This window comes from Sphingobacterium paramultivorum, assembly GCF_014109745.1.
In the GTDB taxonomy this organism is placed as follows: Bacteria; Bacteroidota; Bacteroidia; order Sphingobacteriales; family Sphingobacteriaceae; genus Sphingobacterium; species Sphingobacterium paramultivorum.
Map to the genome: position 1 here is coordinate 2,519,002 of NZ_CP058555.1, position 16,784 is coordinate 2,535,785.

General features: G+C 41.8%; 14 protein-coding genes. 8 read left to right on the forward strand and 6 right to left on the reverse strand.

What is annotated here, in order from left to right; all coding sequences use genetic code 11:
• Positions 1 to 64 precede the first annotated feature (64 nt).
• Both HS960_RS11000 and xpt read left to right on the forward strand, forming a co-directional pair.
• A complete protein-coding gene (locus HS960_RS11000; protein ID WP_182332652.1) occupies positions 65 to 1,843 on the forward strand; it encodes an AMP-dependent synthetase/ligase in 1,779 nt (592 codons plus the stop codon).
• Positions 1,844 to 1,896: 53 nt separating this feature from the next.
• Positions 1,897 to 2,472: a xanthine phosphoribosyltransferase gene (gene xpt / locus HS960_RS11005; RefSeq protein ID WP_075992052.1), complete on the forward strand. Its 576-nt coding sequence runs from the start codon at positions 1,897 to 1,899 to the stop codon at positions 2,470 to 2,472.
• A gap of 67 nt (positions 2,473 to 2,539) precedes the next feature.
• Here xpt and HS960_RS11010 read toward each other — a convergent pair whose 3' ends face one another.
• Positions 2,540 to 3,025, reverse strand: coding sequence for a hypothetical protein (locus HS960_RS11010; RefSeq protein WP_120334634.1), 486 nt, complete (start codon positions 3,023 to 3,025; stop codon positions 2,540 to 2,542).
• A gap of 177 nt (positions 3,026 to 3,202) precedes the next feature.
• Between HS960_RS11010 and mnmE the strand changes: the two genes are divergently transcribed.
• The 5 genes from mnmE to HS960_RS11035 all read left to right on the forward strand — a co-directional run bounded on the left by mnmE (position 3,203) and on the right by HS960_RS11035 (position 7,724).
• Complete coding sequence (gene mnmE, locus HS960_RS11015) at positions 3,203 to 4,582, forward strand: tRNA uridine-5-carboxymethylaminomethyl(34) synthesis GTPase MnmE (RefSeq protein WP_153846942.1); 1,380 nt, start codon at positions 3,203 to 3,205, stop codon at positions 4,580 to 4,582.
• A gap of 261 nt (positions 4,583 to 4,843) precedes the next feature.
• On the forward strand, positions 4,844 to 5,461 hold the full coding sequence (locus tag HS960_RS11020) for a helix-turn-helix domain-containing protein (protein WP_159728595.1): 618 nt from the start codon (positions 4,844 to 4,846) through the stop codon (positions 5,459 to 5,461).
• Positions 5,462 to 6,005: 544 nt separating this feature from the next.
• Entirely contained in the window at positions 6,006 to 6,407 is a 402-nt protein-coding gene (locus HS960_RS11025) for a hypothetical protein (RefSeq protein WP_153846940.1), read from the forward strand.
• 105 nt (positions 6,408 to 6,512) lie between these two features.
• Positions 6,513 to 7,184, forward strand: a complete 672-nt coding sequence (locus HS960_RS11030) for a hypothetical protein (RefSeq protein WP_182332653.1) — start codon at positions 6,513 to 6,515, stop codon at positions 7,182 to 7,184.
• 9 nt (positions 7,185 to 7,193) lie between these two features.
• Positions 7,194 to 7,724: a hypothetical protein gene (locus HS960_RS11035; RefSeq protein ID WP_153846938.1), complete on the forward strand. Its 531-nt coding sequence runs from the start codon at positions 7,194 to 7,196 to the stop codon at positions 7,722 to 7,724.
• A gap of 127 nt (positions 7,725 to 7,851) precedes the next feature.
• On the opposite strand, the gene HS960_RS11040 is transcribed toward HS960_RS11035, so the two are convergent.
• Positions 7,852 to 8,013, reverse strand: a complete 162-nt coding sequence (locus HS960_RS11040) for a hypothetical protein (protein ID WP_153846937.1) — start codon at positions 8,011 to 8,013, stop codon at positions 7,852 to 7,854.
• Positions 8,014 to 8,045: 32 nt separating this feature from the next.
• Between HS960_RS11040 and HS960_RS11045 the strand changes: the two genes are divergently transcribed.
• Positions 8,046 to 8,264 (forward strand): transposase, encoded by a 219-nt coding sequence (locus tag HS960_RS11045; protein WP_153846936.1) that lies wholly within the window; start codon positions 8,046 to 8,048, stop codon positions 8,262 to 8,264.
• A gap of 307 nt (positions 8,265 to 8,571) precedes the next feature.
• Here HS960_RS11045 and HS960_RS11050 read toward each other — a convergent pair whose 3' ends face one another.
• From HS960_RS11050 to HS960_RS11065, 4 genes are read right to left on the reverse strand one after another with little or no spacing between them, the layout of a single operon-like run.
• Positions 8,572 to 11,016 (reverse strand): glycoside hydrolase family 2 TIM barrel-domain containing protein, encoded by a 2,445-nt coding sequence (locus HS960_RS11050; protein WP_182332655.1) that lies wholly within the window; start codon positions 11,014 to 11,016, stop codon positions 8,572 to 8,574.
• Positions 11,017 to 11,020: 4 nt separating this feature from the next.
• A complete protein-coding gene (locus HS960_RS11055; RefSeq protein WP_159728601.1) occupies positions 11,021 to 11,956 on the reverse strand; it encodes a hypothetical protein in 936 nt (311 codons plus the stop codon).
• A gap of 49 nt (positions 11,957 to 12,005) precedes the next feature.
• Entirely contained in the window at positions 12,006 to 13,634 is a 1,629-nt protein-coding gene (locus tag HS960_RS11060) for a RagB/SusD family nutrient uptake outer membrane protein (protein ID WP_153846933.1), read from the reverse strand.
• 12 nt (positions 13,635 to 13,646) lie between these two features.
• Entirely contained in the window at positions 13,647 to 16,784 is a 3,138-nt protein-coding gene (locus tag HS960_RS11065) for a SusC/RagA family TonB-linked outer membrane protein (protein WP_200845590.1), read from the reverse strand.

The following is a 16,784-nucleotide window of genomic DNA, read 5'->3' on the forward strand; positions in this document are numbered from 1 at the left end:
TCCCTTAAAACAAAGTTCATACTGGAAGGGTGCTCCCCCGGAGCTTAAAAGAATACGATTTGAAATGGAAGAAAAACTTAGATTATTTGATCTTGCACGTCAACAGATGGGCAAATACCCCGATCTTGATATGTTTGCACACAAAGTGGACGGCAAGTGGAATTATATCAAAACAGCAGATTTTCTTGAACAAGTAGACAGCCTCTCCAAAGGGCTGATTGAACTTGGCGTGAAACCCAACGAAAAAGTTGGTCTCATTGCCGGCAGCAGTATGGAATGGCATTTGATTGACTTTGCAATCCAGCAAATTGGTGCAGTGGTGGTGGCCATCTATCCAAATATTACGGATACAGACTATCAATATATCTTTAATGATGCCGAAATCAGGGTTTGTATCGTCAGCAACAAAAGCCTGTACGATCGCCTAATGAATCTAACCGACTCAATCTATACGTTGAAGTATATTTTTTGTATCGCAGATCAGGAAGGAACACGTAGCTGGGAAGAACTTAATGATATAGGCTCCAATTGCTCCCTAGAAAAACTAGCAGCCCTACGTGACCAGGTTAAACCTGAAGATCTCGCTACCCTGATTTACACATCCGGTACAACGGGCAAACCAAAAGGCGTAATGCTTTCACACAATAATATTTTTTCCAATGTATTGGGCGCAGCAGAAATTACCCCTTGTAAAGCTTATGACCGAGGACTGACCTTCCTCCCTCCTTGTCACGCCTACGAGCGTATGGTTTTATATACCTATATGTATCTTGGCTTTACGATCTATATCGCAGAATCTTTTGACAAGATTGGTGATAATCTGAAGGAAGTAAAACCTCATATCATGACCGTTGTCCCACGTATTCTTGAAAAAGTCTATGAGAAAATTATGAAAACAGGTCATGATCTCAGTGGTTTCAAACGAAAAGTATTTGATTGGGCTGTTTCAGTTGCAGAAGAATATGATCCAAATCCTGAGAAAAGAAGTCTATCCTATAATCTCAAACTAAAGCTTGCCAAGAAACTTGTCCTTAACAAATGGTATGAAGCATTGGGTGGCGAATTACTTACTGTTGCCTCTGGATCAGCTTCTCTTCATGGTAAACTAACACGCGCTTTCTTAGCTGCAGGAATTCCATTATATGAGGGATACGGCATGACCGAAGCCTCCCCACTCATTTCGGTCAATCATTATATCAAAGGAATACGCATAGGCACTGTTGGCCTTCCTGTCCGTTTTGTTGAAATAAAACTTGCTGAAGACGGAGAAATATTAGTAAAAGGCCCTAATGTCATGATGGGATACTATAAGAACAAGGCCGAAACGGATAAAACCATCATTGATGGATGGCTGCATACCGGAGATATTGGAAAGTGGGAAGATGAAAAATTCTTGAAAATCATTGACCGAAAAAAAGAGATGTTCAAAATTTCGGGCGGGAAGTACGTCATACCACAACCTATCGAAACCAAGCTCGTTGAATCTAAATTTATTGAACAGGCAATGGTTATCGGTGACGGGATGAAGTTTGCTTCTGCCTTTATTGTACCAAACTATGCCCATTTGTTGGATTGGGCCAGAACAGATGCTCCTGAACTTGCAACCATGACAAAGGATGATTTTCTGACTGACCCTGCCATTGTAAAAAAAGTCAATCAGGAGGTTCGTCGGGCGAACCAACACTTTGGTAACTGGGAGCAGATTAAGAAACCAATTATTTTAACAGATGAATTTACTATTGAAAATGGAGAGTTAACCCCAACCTTGAAAATGAAACGAAAGGTAATTCTCGAACATCATCAAGAAGAGTTCAATAACCTCTATCAGATGGAGATGGATTAAGGATTAACAAATCAGAATTTTGACATAGCGCGCTATATTTATACGAGTAAAACATGAAATTATTAAAGGATAGAATCCTTCATGACGGTAAAAGTCTTGCAGGAGGCATACTTAAAGTAGACAACTTCATCAATCACCAGATGGACCCCGTATTGATGAAATCTATTGCGGTAGAATTTGTCCGTCGTTTTGCAGACCTCCCGATCAATAAAATCATTACAATTGAAGCAAGCGGAATAGCCCCAGCGATCATGCTTGGCTACCTTTTGGAATTACCGGTTGTATTTGTAAAAAAAGCAAAACCGACCACCATGGCTGATATGTATGTAAGCCAGGTGCATTCATTTACCAAGAACCGAACCTATGACATCTGTGTCAGCAAAGAGTTTCTTACGCCGAGCGACAATGTTCTTTTTATAGACGATTTTTTGGCCAATGGGAATGCCGCTTTTGGCATGCTCGATCTCGTTAAACAATCGGGGGCTTCAGTATTGGGCATGGGATTTATTATCGAAAAATCCTTCCAGGAAGGTGGCAAAAGATTAAGAGAATTGCCCGATTTAAGAATTGAATCGTTAGCGCGGATAAAGTCGCTTGAAGTGAATAAAGTCAGTTTCGAAGAAGACTAGCAAAAAGAAAAGCCTCATCTTCCTAAAGATTGAGGCTTTTTTATTCAAACAACAAGATAAATTCTTTCTAATCCCAACGGTAGTCGTTGTAAAAATCCTCAGGATGTCTGCTAATTGCAACATCTTTTACAATCCGGATATTGGCTGCTCCCAAGTTGACATTTAACATAAATGAAGGTACATTTGCTGAAAAATTCCAACGACCATTGCGCATATACACGTAACCTCCTCTGTAAGGATCGTAGAATGTTTTGTAATCTCTAAAGTATACATGGTGTCTACTATCGTAACGATGTGCACTTGCCCAGGCTGGTGCTCCATGACGGTATCCTTTTCGGTATGACTTAGCTACTTCTTTATGATACTTACGGTCTTCTTTTTCGCGTTTTTCTAAATATTTTCGATATTCCTTATCCCTTTTCTCTTCATATTTTCTACGCTCTTTGTCCTGTTTCCATTCACGTTCATGTCCACGATGTTGAGCCGAAGATTGTTGAGGAGCGATTAAAACCAGTCCTCCAATTGCCAACGCGAAGTATATCATCTTTCTCATAACAGTATAATTTAAATTTAAAAATCAATTCCACTCCGCCTGTGTTCCATTCTTTTTTACAAGCGTTTCTATGGGTATGACTTCAATGTTTGAACAAAGGTTTAATCGATCGCGACGAATTTAATTTGTGCCGCAATATATAGAATCCATTACTTCAATTTAACGTATCTTTGTACCATGTCAAATACAGGATATATCACTGAAGATACCATTGTTGCATTAGCGACATCTTCCGGAACAAACGGCGCTATTGCTGTCATACGCGTTTCGGGCCAAAATGCCATAAAAATTACGAACGAAATATTTAAAGGAAAGAACCTACTTCAACAAGCATCACATACCATCCATTTCGGAACCATACGCGATGGCGAAGAGATCATTGACGAAGTATTGGTCTCCTTATTTGTAGCCCCGAACTCCTATACGAGAGAAAATTCGGTGGAAATATCAACGCATAACTCCAAATATATTATTGAGCGCGTTGTAAATTTACTCATCAAAAAAGGAGCACGTGCTGCCCGTCCGGGAGAATTTACCTTACGTGCATTTCTCAATGGCGGAATGGATTTATCCCAAGCAGAAGCAGTTGCCGATTTAATTGCATCCAATTCTGCCGCCTCACATCAAGTGGCGATGCAGCAGATGCGTGGTGGCTTTTCCAATCAGCTTAAATCCCTTCGTGAAGATCTCATTCACTTTGCTTCACTGATTGAATTAGAGCTTGATTTTTCGGAAGAAGATGTGGAATTTGCCAACAGGGATCAGCTAAAAAATCTAATCAACAAAATACAGGTTATTGTTCAAAAATTAGTGCAATCTTTTGAACAGGGTAACGTCCTAAAAAATGGTGTTCCTGTTGTCATTGCCGGGAAACCTAATGTAGGAAAATCAACCCTATTGAACGCTTTCTTAAACGAAGAACGTGCCATTGTTTCTGATATTGCAGGAACAACGCGCGATACCATTGAAGATGAAATTAATATTCATGGCGTCACATTCCGATTTATTGACACAGCAGGTATACGTGAGACGGCAGATGTTATTGAAGCAAAAGGTGTTGAGCGTACCCGTGAAAAGATGAAACAGGCGCGATTGATCATTTACCTATTTGACCCTACACAGGACAAAGTCGAGGAAGTACAAGCGCAATTACCTGAAATCGAGCGCCTACAAATTCCATTTGTCACCATTATCAATAAATCAGATTTGCTTTCTGAGGCGCAAAAAGAGGTTTACAATGTCCTTAATCCGCTTTACATTTCAGCGAAAGAACAAATCGGTGTCGAGGAACTGAAAGACGAATTGATCAACCGTGTACAATTAGGAAATTTAAATACCGACGATGTCATGGTCACCAACATCCGTCACGTAGAAGCGCTACAAAAAACAGCAGATTCACTGGACCGCGTAATCTATGGTATTGACAATCCTGTCACTTCTGATTTTCTAGCGATGGATATACGCCAAGCCTTATATCATCTTGGTGAAATCACCGGAAGTGTTTCTACAGACGATTTATTGGATAATATCTTTTCCAAGTTTTGTATCGGAAAGTAAATAGATAAAATAAAACAAAGAAAAACAAACCAACAATCTAAAATTCAATCATTTACATTATTTTTAATTTTGTATGAATTTTAAGGTATTTGGTTTGTTTTGTTATAATTTACCCCTTATTTACCCCTCCAACTATTAATATTTTATTTTTTGTAATCCGGGAGAGATTATGTCACTTAAGGTACTTAAATGTATCTAATTGTACTTTAATGTACCTTATTGTACCTTAAATGATGTTTGACCTTTCACAAATAAAATATTATGAGTTCAAACATCAAACTTAAAGGAATCTGCCATCACTGTGGGCAGGAATTCATTGCAAGAACTACAGTAACAAAGTATTGTTGCCATAAATGTGCACAAAGAGCTTACAAAGCTAAAGTAAGGGAATTACGATTGCGAGGGAGTACAGCAGATCCAGATACCGCAATTAAACAACCAAAAGCTAAAGAAAATCCTGACTCCTATTTTGATATCAAGACCCTGGATTATTTAACAGTAAAAGAAGCAGCCACCTTACTAAAATGCGACCGTCGCACCGTTTACAGATTAATCAAATCAGGAAGACTGGCAGCAGGGAATTTATCTGTAAGAAGAATAAGGATTTTAAAAAAGGATATTGATGCTCTTTTCGTTATACAAAGAGAGCCAATCAAAAACAATGATATCTCAAATTCTGACCTTTCAAATATTCCATTGAAAGACTGCTTTAATATTGGGCAGATTCTTGAAGAATATAAGCTTTCTGAGACTTCCTTACGAAGCCTGATTCAGAGGCATAAAATTCCAAAATTTCAAAAAGGAAAATTCGTGTACATCCCTAAAAAATTAATAGAGCCAATCTTAATTAAGATCCTGCGAAACGAATATTGCGGGTAGGTTATCCATCTTGATTGGCGTCACTAAGCCAAATAATGCCTCTCAGGACTCGTAGTACTTGATGCTATTTCTCATTGTTTAATTTTCCAATAAAAACAACATTATGTCAAAGGTTACATTAAGAAAGAAGGCCATTTCCCAAGGTAGGCAATCATTGTATCTAGAGATTTATCCCCCTATTTATAACCCAAATACTGGAATTATGCAGCGAAGCTTGGCTTATCATAAATGGTCCCGGTTTTAATCCAATTGAAGTTGGAGAAAGACTTCAGCGCTTAAAAGAATTTTCAGATGAGAAGGCTTACCATTTATGGGCTGACTTCTGGTGTAATAGATATGGAGATATGGACAGTTTTATATTCATATAAAGATATGTGTACTCCATTAAAGATATGTGTACTCCATCTAGATAAAATCTACAAATGATATATATTTAAACTATCGTAAATATATTTATCGCTTCCATTCCTTTTGTATAATAAATTTCGTAATTTAAGAGGTAATTTTAAAATAGCCATTTTTTATTAACTAATAACCCTAAATTATGAAATTCAAAATTTTGCAAATTTTTCTTTGTCTTATTCTATTAATTGGATGTAATCGCAATGATAGTGATCTGGCAGTACAAGAAAACGGAATCGTCGAGTCTTTTAAAGTCCAGAGTTCATCCAGAGTTGATAAGGAGATAAATTATACTCCTGATTGGTCAGCTAAACAGGAATATAATGGCGAAATTTATGTTCCATTAAAAGCTGATAAAGAAATATTTCCGATTATAGACGGCAACAAGCAATTGTCGATCAACAACGATATCTGGTTAAAGGCAACTTACAAAGAAGATAATTGGAAGTTTACCATTCTTAAAGTTTTACCAAACGATGACTCTGACAAATTTAAGTCGGGTATTGTCGTATATGAAGATTATAAAAATGGTACACTTTCATAAGGAGAATATAAAGATCGGCAGTTCGTCATAAAGCAAGGAAGAAAAGACGCTCCGCTAACAAAAAAGGCTGATGGCTCAATAGATGAGCAGCCTCCATGTAAGACAGTGTATGTACAAATATGTGCTGGTGATGCTCCATATACATATTGTGAAACTAGGTTAATGGTTATCTGTCAAAACGATGACGATGGGCCAAATCCAAATAACCCTAATCCAAATAATCCCCCTTCAACACCACCACCATTTGGCGGAATTGGCGACCCAGCACCGGCAGTTAATCCGGAAGAGGTAGATAATTATTTATCAGATGAACAACAACAACAGTTATTGGCAAATAGGATTTGCTCAAAATCCTTTACTTTTACAGAAGTTGTTTCAGAAGGAGATAACCTTCCCGGCTGGAAAGAAGCTTCAATAAAAGGACTGACAGTCAGTACTATTTCGGATAGTTATTTTGAAAATATCTGGACTGTTGTAACCGGCCAATCAGCCATTGTTACATCAAACTTTAATCTTGAAATTGGTGTAAGTGGCAGTAGGCCATCAGCTCAAGCTGCAAATGTGGCCGCTGCTGCGGCAAATGATGCAATGCAGAACATACTGAAAAAATACTCCTATAGGGCAACAAAAAGGCAAATGCAGCTGGGAACATTCCCCGCGAAATTTTTGGCTGAATTTTTAAGCCAATTAAAAAAAACATATCCCGAAGCACGAGCTTCCTTAAATTTAAGTGGTAGAACAACACCGAAATTTCCTGTAACTGGCGTTTGTAATTAATTTTTAATAATGAATAGATTTGAAAAAATAATTGATGAGTATTTCGACTGGGATTTTTTTTGGATGCCCCAGTCATCGAAAACGGATAAGGTTGAGCAGAAAGGCAGGGATTTTCTGGCAAATTATCCTGATCTTTCCAAAAAAATTATCGTTGATTTGAAATCGAATTTTCCGGATATAAAATTTTCGATATTCAGCCCTTTTCCGGTGGAAGATAGATGCATATGTTTTGAGGTGAATTCCAGTGACCAGGGAATTTTTGTGATTTGCATCAGTGTTTTTGAGTACTTTTTAGTCTGGAAACTCTATGATGGCGATCCATATACAGCTGAAACCTATATTGAAAGCGGTGCATCAAAACTCATTGATAATATTTATCAGATCGCTATAAAACCAAATATAAATGCTGAATGGTTATCAAAAGATGAAGCATTTCTGGAAGTCAGGAAGCTCAATTATGCTGAAGGTCCATATAAGGAAGAGGAGGAAGACTTTGATACACCAATCTACTTAGCGAATCTCTTAACAAGGTTCCGGTAATCAAAATTATCGCCTGGATATTCTGGAAATATCCAGGCAATTTTTTATGATCATTCTTTTTTAACTTGAGATTTTGAGACTTGTATGATATTCATAACGTTTATATTTACTAAACGAGACATTGCCCCTATTCACTTCTCGGATCTGGTTTTAACGGCATTTTCCCACAACGGATCACTTCGATACTTGGGCAGCCATATTCAAGGATGACCTTGCCCTCGATCAGATAAAGACCAGCTCCACGTAAAGGGAACTTCGCCAATGGTAGACCTACCTGTTTTTCAGACAAATTAAAAATGTTAAATTAGTTTGTTATATATTATGAAAAAGAGCAAATTTTCAGAACATCAAATCTTCAATATTCTCAAGGAATATGAGTCAGGAAAGGCCACAAAGGATATCTGCAGAGAGCATGGGACCTCCGCTGCTACGTTCTACCAATGGAAGCAAAAATACGGAGGTATGGATGCTCAACACCTTAAAGAACTAAAAGTACTCCAAGAAGAAAATGCTCGTTTAAAACGGATAATACGCAATTAGGTTTTGAAACAGTTATTGCTTGCCATAACGCCTATCGACAAACTAAACATTTAAAATATTATTATCAAATTGGTGGAAATTTTGAAAAAGCTGAGGACACCAAAAATGAAACAATTGTTCAAGTTCGCGTTACTGAAATCGAAGGAGTTTATTCATTCTTTAGTTTCTATAATACATTCTATAGTTAGACAGTGTAATACTAAATATGGTTATATTTTTTACTAATACGAGCAAGATCTTACCATAGTAAGATCTTGCTCGTATTAGTAAAAAAACATACAAATCCGGCGCTGACCAGAGCCAAGAACTAATTGGCTTCAAGTTGAATATCACCCGAAATTAGTCCTTCACTTTTTGCCCTTACCCGTATTTTACCTTTGTTTTTGCTCCTGACAATCGCCAAGACTTTACCATGAAAAGCATTGCGTGAAGCTGATTGGAAGCTTGTCAGATCCGTTGTATTGCCATTGTCTGTCGCCACAATTTTTGCACCGTCTCCCTCCACCTCAAATTCGATTTTATCGTCTGCATCAGGAACAATCGTACCAAACTCGTCCACGATATAGGCATGCACAAAGGCAAGTTCTTTGTTTGCCGAATTGAAAGTCACGTTTTCTGAAGACAATTGTATACGATGCGCTTTCGCTGCCGTACGGATCGTTTTACTTAGCAGTTTCTTGCCACCTTGAAACGATATTACTTCAATCTCCCCTGGTTCAAATTCAACGGCCTTAAATACAAGGTCGTACCGGTCTGGGTCTTTGGACTGCTCCCCTATCTTTTTACGGTTCAGATAAAGCTCCACCCGGTCAGCCTGATTAAAATACACGACGATATCTACCCAATCACCTTGCTTCCAATTCCAATGAGGCAATACATATAAGACCGGCTTTTCTGTCCATACGCTTTGATACAGATAGTAGACATCTTTCGGAAATCCAGCTAGATCCACAATACCAAAGTACGAACTTCGTGCCGGCCAGGTGTACGGAGTGGGTTCGCCGAGATAATCAAATCCCGTCCATACATACATCCCAGCAATATGGTCATACCTTTCCATCAACCTCAAGCTTGTCTGATGATCTGATCCCCATGGTGTAAATACATTGTCGTAAGCCGATATGTTCCTGTCTTCATTCCCGCCAGAAAAAGGAATATCCCATCGTTCAGGCCACATGCGACTAGAATCATAAGGAACCAAATCATACGTTCCGCGGCTTTCCAACGCCGAGGTGCTTTCCGTTACGATAAACTTCTTTCCGGGATGGTCCTGTGGGAAGCTTGCCCATTTCTTATGGTTATAGTTGTAGCCAATCAGATCTACCGCCGAACTCATCAGCACCGGATTTGCTTTGGAAAGCTCATTATTGGCAATGGTGGTCGGACGTGTGCCATCCAGACTATCGACGATTGCTGCCAGCGCGATCGGAATGGCTGTACCATCAGCTTTGGAATGCCATTGCTCCTGCGCTTCATTGCCCAGGCACCAAATAAACAGCGACGGATGATTCCGGTCCCTTTTGACATGGTCAACAAAGTCCCGCTTGTACCATTCGTCCCAGTATAAATGATAGTCATAGGGATTTTTATGCCCTTTCCAGACATCGAAAGTTTCGCTCATCACGACAAAACCCAAGCTATCGCAAAGGTCCAAAAACGCTGGAGCCGCAGGGTTGTGTGATGTGCGTATCCCATTGACCCCCATTGCTTTCATGATGCGGAGCTGACGTAATGCTGCCGACGTATTGAATGCCATGCCCAAAGCGCCGAGATCACTATGTAAACAGACACCCCGGATTTTAAGCTGCCTCCCATTCAGTATAAAGCCCCGTTGCTGATCGAAACTAAAATTACGTAAGCCAAATTTCGTACGCTGTTCATCTACAACCCGACCATCAACAATAAGTTTAATTTTTGCAGTATATTGATAGGGATTTTCAATACCCCATAAGACGGGATTTTCGAGGACTATCTGCTGAGCGATGGAGTGCAGACCTGCTTTGACAGCGCTCAACGTGGTACGTTTGCTTGCGACAACAGCACCTTGAGCCGAAAGAACCTCTGTCAGTAGCGTAATCTTTTTTGATTCCTCAGGGCTATGCTCAATTTCCAGGGAGAGATCCACGACAGCACGTTTCTCACTGAGCTGCCCAGCTCTTATGAAGGTGCTGTTCGTTCCTATGCTGACTGAATTCCGGCTGATTAATTTGACATCCCGATAGATCCCCGACCCCGAATAGAAACGCGAGTTGGGCTGATTCTTATTGTTTACTTTTACTGAAAGCAGGTTGTCTCTACCATCCCAGTATAAATAAGGGGAAAGCTCATATTCAAATCCGATATAACCATTGGGTCTTTTTCCTAAGAAATGCCCATTGATCCAGACCTCACTGTTTTCGTATACACCTTCGAATGCAATAAATATCCGTTGCCCTTGCTCAGCCGGAGCCAGTTTAAACGTTTTTTGATACCATCCTACGCCACCATCGAGGTAAGCAGCCCCGCTACCTGCGGGGCTGTTTTCTCTAAATGGCATTTCGATACTCCAGTCATGTGGTAGATCGAGCTTACGCCAGCCCTCTCCTTTTCGTCCATTGCTATATTGCTGGCTGCTATCCAGTTTAAACCACCAGCCCCCATTAAAATCAATAACCTTTCTGGACTGTCCACTTAAGGAGCCCGCAGTCGCCAATAACAGGAAGAGCAGGATCATCATTCGGCTATATCCTGTGTGAAATAGTCGCTTCAACATAGGCTTATTTAGTCTTATTGGTATCCGAGGCATTTTCGGTCAAACTCTCCTTGTAGGCCTTGCTGATAAAATTAAAGGTCAGCATAGCTGCTCCGTCGTTCGAAAGTACGGGATCCCGCAATACAGCCAGTTGCATCGTATTCTCGGTCAGCGACATAATACGGACATCGCCCCAGTCGACAACGATCCCATCTTGTGGCTTTCCATGTAAAGGCGAAGCCCCGGTCATACGGATGGTTTTCTTTTCGGTATCGATATTAAAAGTCCCCTTCTGGACTTTGCCCAGCATAGCATGATTCACGTTGATGTTTGCACCGCCTTTCAGATCAAAAGTCATACTTCCATAATCGCCGGCAGGCATAAGCCAGCTATTGCCTTTCCAATCGGGTTCCCAACTCCAGCTATCGCTGTTTAAAGGCGCGGCTGTTTTATTGATGCTTCCCCACCAGTCACCGGTGCCGTAAAAATACATTGGACCTTTAAAGTAGCGGGAAATGCCCTCAGCATCCAGATCGAGGTACCAGGTTTTCTCTTCCCCTGCCCCGCCCGTCAATAAGGTCCAGGTCTCGTCACTGATAAACTCGGCATACATCTGATCGATTTTAAATGTCACTGGCTCGCCGTAGACGATGCCACCACGCGTCTCGACACCAAATTTAACGGTGTACTCACCGGGAAAAGGCATTTTCAGGGTTACCTTTTTCTCCTGACTCCGTCCTTGTGGATGTTCCCACAATGGGGTGTATTTTGAATCCATCAAGCTGGTTAAATACACAATATTGGGATTACTGGCATCATGTTCAACGGTAAAGGCCTTTCCCTTCTCCAACTGCGCCGAAGTGACATCGATGTCTCCCAGTGTATAATTCTCGGGAGAACAAGCTCCAAAGAATACCATCGCCGCAAAAAAGCAGATGGCATATGTGAATATCTTTTTCATGTTTGTCTAGTTATAATTCAACCAATAGTAAGTCCTAGTATACCTGTGTTTAGTTCCATCCAGCATTTTGTTTCAGTACACCATTGGATAAGGTAATCTGCTTGTTGGGTATTTGCATAAATCCTTTCGTTGTCAAAAAACGCTCTTTAGTCACAGTGACCTTCTCCGGTACAGATCCACTGAGCACATCTTCGGTTGTTTCCAGTGTAGCGGCGGCGTTATTCAGCCCCTGCCGCAATACATCCCAATAGCGGATACCTTCAAATGCAAATTCAAATTTTCTTTCCTTCAGAATATTGTTTTTTGAAACTGCTAGCGGCACAAAATTGGTCTTGTACGCTCTTTTCCTTACCTCGTCAAAGTATTTCTGTGCGTTTGCGGAACCGAGTTCTGCTGCCATAAGCAAGACATCAGCATAGCGGATGACAAAGTAATCCTGGTCTTGGGACAGTTGCATATCCTTATCCCCTCCAGTATTGGTGGTGCCGTCCGGCAATGCCGTGGGCGCGTATTTTTTGATGGTGTAACCTGTATACTCACGCTGGTCTTTCAGGTCAAATCCCGTAATATTCTCGCCATCGATATCAATAATTGAGGCAGTTTTGCGCGTATCCATGTTGTCAAACTCATTGAAGAACTTTTTGCTTACCGTACATGCCCCCCATCCTTGGCCATAAGGCGACCAATTTTTACCGCGCAAGCCCAGAAAGACGACCCAGCGGTTGCCATCAACATAACCGTTGTAGTTCGATGTATTATTGAATTTCTGTGCAAATACAACCTCAGCATTTCCCTTACCGGCATATTTGGATATATCTAGCGTATTATTGCTTGCATTGGGGATATAACTCGCTGCCGGCCACAGATTTTTAAAATCAGCCACCAGCGCAAACTGGCCACTGTTGATAACCTCTTCCAGTCCCGCCAGGGCTTCGGCTTTGGAGACACCGATATCTTCGCCGCCATAATAGCCTGCATAAAATAGATAAACACGGGCCAGTAGCGCTTTAGCAGCAAATGGAGTTGCCCGACCATCATTGGTTGCCGCAGCTGACTTGGGGTAAGCTGTTGCTGGGATATTGGCAGCCGCAAATTTAAGGTCTGAAACAATCAGTTGATAAATCGCTTTGGGGTCCGACTGTGGAATATTCTCATTGGCCGGGCTCGTTAGCAAAGGGATGTTTTCGAATAGACGGACGAGATCAAAGTACATGGTGGCCCGCAGGAATTTCGTTTCCCCTTCGATACGTGCCCGCGCTGTTGTGTTGCCTGAAAAATCAGTACCGTCCAATTTTCCCAAAAGTGTATTGCAGCGAAAAATTCCCGCGTAGTAATCAGACCAGGTACCATCAAAGATATTATTGTCCGATTGGGACTGCGCAATATCAAAACGGTCTATTGCCTGAAATGAGCGACCGTCTGTTGTACCTGTTCCGCCAAAACAATTGTCGGCGGCCACCTCTGCTGTCAGATAGAAAGACTGGCTCCCATTGGAGGTCGTCCGTTGATAACCATCATAACAACCGACCAGAGCCATGTCAGCATCGGCTACGGTTTTATAAAAATTGCTTTCCAAAACGCTTGTCATCGGTTCGACATCCAAAAAACTGGATGAACATGATCCTAAGATTAAGGAACCAAATAACATGGAATGATAGATATAGCTCGTTTTTTTCATGATTTCTTGTGTTTAGAATTTAACATTTAGGCCAAATAATACAGTCCTTGGTCTTGGATAGTAACCGAGGTCGATACCCGATACCCAACCATCTGTTCCATAACCGATCTCGGGATCCATCCCATCATATTTGGTGAACGTAAACAGGTTTTGACCCTGTACGTAGAAGCGGATCTGATTAGCATACTTCCATTTTATCAGCTTCGACAGATCATAACCTAAGGTCACATTGCTGATCCGAAGAAAGTCTCCATCCTGAATATAAAGGTCTGAAAACTGCCAATTGACATTAGTTTCCGTAACACGGGGGATCGTACTGGAAGTACCTTCTCCGGTCCATCGGTCTAATATTCGTGTGGTATAGTTTGCTTGTTTATTGGCATGATTGCGGTAAGACTGTACAATCTTGTTTCCAAGGGAACCATAGGCACTCACCGAGAAATCAAATCCTTTATAATCCAGTCCAATATTAAATCCATAGGTAAAATTAGGCATGCCAACACCTAGATTTGTCTTATCCGAGGCATTGATAATACCATCGTTATTCTGATCTACATATCTTACATCGCCCGGTTTTACATCCGCTTGAAGGATACCTTTCCCGGCTGTTTTCCAGGCGTCGATCTCGGCTTGGTTCTGGAATAGCCCGTCTGTTTTATACCCCCAGAAGTAGCCAATGGGTAGGCCGTTTGCGGCACGGTAAAATTCTTCCGAGTTATCGTATAACATGGCTGTCTGTCCGTGGATAATACCATCTTCAGTTGGTATCTGTCCAACCTTATTTTTGTTATAGGCACCATTTACCCCAAGACGATACTTGACTTCATTGATCTTATCCGCCCAATTTAGTCCCAGTTCCACCCCTGTATTCTTCACGTCGCCGCCATTGATAAAAGGGGGCAACGTTCCGGTTGTCGCCAAAACAGGCGCTGTAACCAGCCAGTTTTTCGTCTTTTTGACATAAAAGTCGGCAACAACATCCAGACGGCTGTTCGCAAATTTGGCATCAAATCCGATATTGGTCTGTTCGGAAGTTTCCCAGGTCAGATTCGGATTGGATAAGCGGCTCGGATAAGCCCCGGCAATATTATTGTTGCTCGTTCCAAAAACATAATGTGCGCCGGGGTTGGACGATGTAATGCCTGTTGAGGTACTGATGGGTGCCGCATATTGAAAATCAGCGATATCCTGATTACCCACTTGCCCCCATGAAGCACGGAGTTTAAAGAAGTTTACAGCCGCTAAATGTTCTTTAAAAAACTCTTCCGAAGAAATTACCCAGCCTGCCGATACCGAAGGGAAATATCCCCAGCGGTTGCTGCGCGAAAATTTAGAGGATCCATCTGCACGCAATGTAGCATTCAACAGGTACTTTTCCTTATAATTGTAGCCCAGCCGTCCAAAGTACGAGACCCTACGGGTGATGTTCTCAGGTTTTCCAGACACCGTACGCGTTTCGACGACGTTTCCTTTTTCATCCAGGTGCGCCTGGCCTGTGGTATTGTCTAGGTAAGCATGTGCAAAATCATTGAACTGCGAAAGCAGATTCCAATTGGACCCCGAAAGGTAAGTTCCCTGGTAACGTAGCGATTCCATACCGACCATGGCCGAAAAGCGATGATCCGTATTGATATCAAAGTCATAAGAAGCTGTATTTGTCCAGGTCAGCGTATGACCTTTGCTCATGTTCTGCGAGGTTGTTGTATGATCTTGGTTGTAGGTGTAGATGGAGAAGCGGTATAAGGGCGTAAAACTTCTGTATTCTGAAGCATAATAGTTAAATCCCAGCAATGACCGGACCTTTAGGCCTTTGATTGGTTCGATTTCCGCAAAGATATCGGCCAATAATTTTTGGCCATCATTGGCGTTGTTCGAATTGGTCATCATCACCCCATATGGATTGCTGTCCCCATTGTACCAAGGTGAATTGGAGGTATCATTGAAAGGACTTCCGTACAAGCCATTGTCCGAATACACCGGTGACAAAGGCGAAGTGGCAAAAGCACCGCGCAGCGTATTGCTGTACTGATTGCCCACACTGATGCCTCGATTTTTGATGTAGTTAAAGTTGAGGTGCTGACCTATTTTCACAAAGTTATCAAAGAGTTTATGTTCCGAATTCGTCCGGAAACCATAACGCTGATAGTTGGAAACGTCTTTACCACCGACAATCCCCTCCTGACCAATATAATTCATCGATAAGGCGTAGGTGGATTTTTCATTGCCCCCGGTCAGGGCAACATTGTAATTGTCCATTTTTGCATTATCCTTAAACATGTAATCCATCCAATTGGTATTGGCTAGACCGTCCATGCCGTTAAAATCAATCACCGCGGCCCCCGAATTCAGCGATTGCTCATTCATGATCAGCTTGTACTGATCTGCATCCAGCAATTTTGCTTTACGCGAAACGTTCTGAATGCCCGTATAGCCATCAAACGACAGCACATTTTTGCCCGCAGCCCCCATTTTGGTGGTGACCAGGATAACCCCATTGGCAGCCTGCGAACCATAGATGGCGGCCGAGGCTGCGTCTTTCAGTACGTCGATAGATTGGATATCGGCCGCATTCAAGACCGAAATATCCCCTCCCGGAACGCCGTCGATGACGTACAAGGGGCCCGAATTACCGATTGTTCCCAGCCCCCGGACGACGACCTTCATATCTGCTCCCGGCTGACCCGAAGTTGATGTAATGGATACACCAGGTGCTTGCCCCTGAAGCGACTGCAGCGGGTTCAATTGATTGCGTTTCTGCAGTTCTTCACCCTCCACCTTCAAATTGGCTCCTGTATTCAGTTTTTTCTTTTGTACACCGTAGCCAATGACCACCACCTCTTCGAGATCGGAAGCTTGCGGCTGTAGGCGGATCACCATATTGGGACCGGTAATTTTAACTTCCTCCGTTTTGTACCCTACGTAAGTAATGGTCAATACAGTCCCTGTGCTGGCTGCAATAGAAAACTTGCCCGATTCATCGCTGCTCGTTGAAATCTTCTGATTCTTTACGCTGATACTCGCGCCCCCGATCGGCAATCCTGAATCAACCGAAACAACCGATCCGGTGAAGGATTGTGCCCAGACCAAAGAGGTCACGCTGGTCATGACAACGACGGCCATGCCCCTGCTCAACAATTGTTTGCTTATCAT

Excerpts from the sequence above, each read along its gene's own strand:
- HS960_RS11000 (WP_182332652.1), top strand. The coding sequence starts at position 65 with ATGGAAGAAAAACTTAGATTATTTGATCTTGCACGTCAACAGATGGGC.
- xpt (WP_075992052.1), top strand. The coding sequence starts at position 1,897 with ATGAAATTATTAAAGGATAGAATCCTTCATGACGGTAAAAGTCTTGCA.
- HS960_RS11010 (WP_120334634.1), bottom strand. The coding sequence starts at position 3,025 with ATGAGAAAGATGATATACTTCGCGTTGGCAATTGGAGGACTGGTTTTA.
- mnmE (WP_153846942.1), top strand. The coding sequence starts at position 3,203 with ATGTCAAATACAGGATATATCACTGAAGATACCATTGTTGCATTAGCG.
- HS960_RS11020 (WP_159728595.1), top strand. The coding sequence starts at position 4,844 with ATGAGTTCAAACATCAAACTTAAAGGAATCTGCCATCACTGTGGGCAG.
- HS960_RS11025 (WP_153846940.1), top strand. The coding sequence starts at position 6,006 with ATGAAATTCAAAATTTTGCAAATTTTTCTTTGTCTTATTCTATTAATT.
- HS960_RS11035 (WP_153846938.1), top strand. The coding sequence starts at position 7,194 with ATGAATAGATTTGAAAAAATAATTGATGAGTATTTCGACTGGGATTTT.
- HS960_RS11045 (WP_153846936.1), top strand. The coding sequence starts at position 8,046 with ATGAAAAAGAGCAAATTTTCAGAACATCAAATCTTCAATATTCTCAAG.
- HS960_RS11050 (WP_182332655.1), bottom strand. The coding sequence starts at position 11,016 with ATGTTGAAGCGACTATTTCACACAGGATATAGCCGAATGATGATCCTG.
- HS960_RS11055 (WP_159728601.1), bottom strand. The coding sequence starts at position 11,956 with ATGAAAAAGATATTCACATATGCCATCTGCTTTTTTGCGGCGATGGTA.
- HS960_RS11060 (WP_153846933.1), bottom strand. The coding sequence starts at position 13,634 with ATGAAAAAAACGAGCTATATCTATCATTCCATGTTATTTGGTTCCTTA.
- HS960_RS11065 (WP_200845590.1), bottom strand. The coding sequence starts at position 16,784 with ATGATAAGCAAACAATTGTTGAGCAGGGGCATGGCCGTCGTTGTCATG.